The following is a 2547-nucleotide window of genomic DNA, read 5'->3' as shown; positions in this document are numbered from 1 at the left end:
TTGTCCACCAGCCGCTTGACCGGTGTGTCGCTGGCCGCGATGACGGGGAACGCGAGCGCGCCCTCGGCCGCCATCCGGCGCAGCCTGAGCACGCCGGTCGTCGTGCCCTCGCAGCCGCCCAGGGGGGTACGGGCCAGGGGGGTTCGGGGGGGCGGGGAGCCCCTCCGAGCGCGGGGGGATCCCGGGGGACGGGGGGCGGGAGTCCCCCGTGCGGGAAGTCCGTCCCCGCGGGGCGATACGTTCCCCCGGGGCAACAGGTCGTGCAGGGTGTTCATCAGGTCACCGCCGTCGTCGATGACCAGATCCGGGCCTGTCGCCCCGTACTCCCCTAGCGCGAGCGCGATGTGCTCGTAGTAGGTGCGGCGGTCCACCCCGGCGCGGGCGAACACCGCCACCCCGTCTCCGGCGGCGAGCGCGGCGGCGATGTCGTCCTGGGTGGACAGCGGGTTCGACGCCGCCAGCGCTACCTGCGCGCCGCCGGCCCGCAGCGTCCGTGCCAGCACCGCCGTCTCCGCCGTTACGTGCAGGCAGGCCGCGACGGTCATCCCGTCGAACGGCCGGTCCGCGCGGAACCGGGCAGCGAGAGCCTCAAGGAGCGGCATGGAGCGCTGCGAGTAACTGATGCGCCTCGCCCCGGACTCCGCGAGCTCCGCGTCGGCGCTGTAGGGGCGCGGCGGGCCGCCGGTCATCGCTCGCTCAGTACCGGTAGTGGTCCGGCTTGTACGGGCCCTCGACCGGGACGCCGATGTAGTCGGCCTGGTCCTTGGTCAGCACGGTCAGCTTCACGCCGAGCGCGTCCAGGTGGAGGCGGGCGACCTTCTCGTCCAGGTGCTTGGGCAGCGTGTACACGCCGATCGGGTACTCCTCGGGCTTGGTGAAGATCTCGATCTGCGCCATGACCTGGTTGGTGAAGGAGTTCGACATCACGAAGCTCGGGTGGCCAGTGGCGTTGCCCAGGTTGAGCAGGCGGCCCTCGGACAGCACGATGATCGTGTGGCCGTCGGGGAACGTCCACTCGTCGACCTGCGGCTTGACGTTGACCCGCTTGATGCCGGGGGTCCGCTCAAGGCCGGCCATGTCGATCTCGTTGTCGAAGTGGCCGATGTTGCCGACGATCGCCTGGTGCTTCATCTTCGCCATGTGGCCGGCGGTGATGATGTTCTTGTTGCCAGTCGTGGTGACGAAGATGTCCACGTACGGCAGGGCGTCCTCGAGCGTGGTCACCTGATAGCCGTCCATCGCCGCCTGCAGCGCGCAGATCGGGTCGATCTCGGTGATGATCACCCGGGCGCCCTGGCCGCGCAGCGACTCGGCGCAGCCCTTGCCCACGTCGCCGTAGCCGCAGACCAGCGCGACCTTGCCGCCGATGAGCACGTCGGTGCCCCGGTTGATGCCGTCGATCAGGGAGTGGCGGCAGCCGTACTTGTTGTCGAACTTCGACTTCGTGACCGAGTCGTTGACGTTGATCGCCGGGAACTTGAGCTCGCCCGCCTTGGCCATCTCGTACAGCCGGTGCACGCCGGTGGTGGTCTCCTCGGTCACGCCCTTGATCGACTGCGCCGCCGTCGTCCACTTGCCGGGGTCGTCGGCAAGGGAGTTGCGCAGCCGGTCGAGGATGACCCGCCATTCCTCGGGGTCGTTCTCGTCAGGCGAGGGAACCGCGCCGGCCGCCTCGTACTCCGCGCCCTTGTGCACGAACAGCGTGGCGTCGCCGCCGTCGTCCAGGATCATGTTCGGAGCCTCGCCGCCGGGCCAGGTCAGCGCCTGCTCGGTGCACCACCAGTACTCCTCGAGCGTCTCGCCCTTCCAGGCGAAGACCGGAATGCCCTTCGGGTCGTCAGGGGTGCCATCGGGGCCCACGGCGACAGCCGCCGCGGCGTGGTCCTGGGTAGAGAAGATGTTGCAGCTCGCCCAGCGCACCTGCGCGCCGAGGGCCGTCAGGGTCTCGATGAGAACCGCGGTCTGGATGGTCATGTGCAGCGAGCCGGTGATCCTGGCGCCCTTGAGCGGCTGGGTTCCCGCGTACTCGGCGCGGGTCGCCATCAGGCCGGGCATCTCGTGCTCGGCGAGCTGTATCTCCTTGCGACCGAAGCTGGCCAGCGAGATGTCGGCCACCTTGAACGGTTCGGTGCTCATGCACTAACTCCTTCGCTGATGTCTTTAGCAACGAACACGACGGTACGGGATCAGGCGGCCGCCGCGCACGCGTAAGGCACCTTTTTTAACACGACAATGTTAGATTCGAATCCATGAGGATCTCGGAAGCGGCGAAACGCCTCGGAATGTCCCCCCGCATGCTCCGCTACCGGGAAGACCTCGGGCTGCTGCCGCCGCTGCGGGACCGGCCCGCGGGACGCGGGCCCGCGCACCGGCAGTTCACCGAGGAGGACCTGGCGGCCATCACCACGGCGGTGCGGATCGAGCAGCGGTACGACATTACCCCGGCCGCGCTCGCGTTCGGTCTGCGGGTGCTGACCGAGCCCACGGTCCGCGCCGCGGTCACCGACCTCGGGCGGCGCACCGGCCACATGCCCGCCACACCGGGGC

General features: G+C 69.4%; 3 protein-coding genes. 1 reads left to right on the top strand and 2 read right to left on the bottom strand.

Going from position 1 to position 2547, the window contains the following annotated elements; genetic code table 11:
* Together WA805_RS01795 and ahcY are read right to left on the bottom strand one after the other, a co-directional pair.
* Nucleotides 1-689: adenosylhomocysteinase (locus WA805_RS01795; RefSeq protein ID WP_425241499.1), on the bottom strand; the 689-nt coding region annotated here is incomplete at its 3' end.
* A 7-nt stretch (nt 690-696) separates the two neighbouring features.
* A complete protein-coding gene (ahcY, locus tag WA805_RS01790) occupies nt 697-2136 on the bottom strand; it encodes an adenosylhomocysteinase (protein ID WP_422340384.1) in 1440 nt (479 codons plus the stop codon).
* Nucleotides 2137-2249: 113 nt separating this feature from the next.
* Here ahcY and WA805_RS01785 point away from each other — a divergent pair.
* On the top strand, nt 2250-2547 hold a 298-nt coding region (locus tag WA805_RS01785), incomplete at its 3' end, for a MerR family transcriptional regulator (protein WP_422281286.1).

This window comes from Trebonia sp. (assembly GCF_049794275.1).
In the GTDB taxonomy this organism is placed as follows: Bacteria; Actinomycetota; Actinomycetes; order Streptosporangiales; family Streptosporangiaceae; genus Trebonia.
The sequence above is the reverse complement of the archived record's forward strand: the minus strand, read 5'-3'. Positions and strand labels throughout refer to the sequence as shown.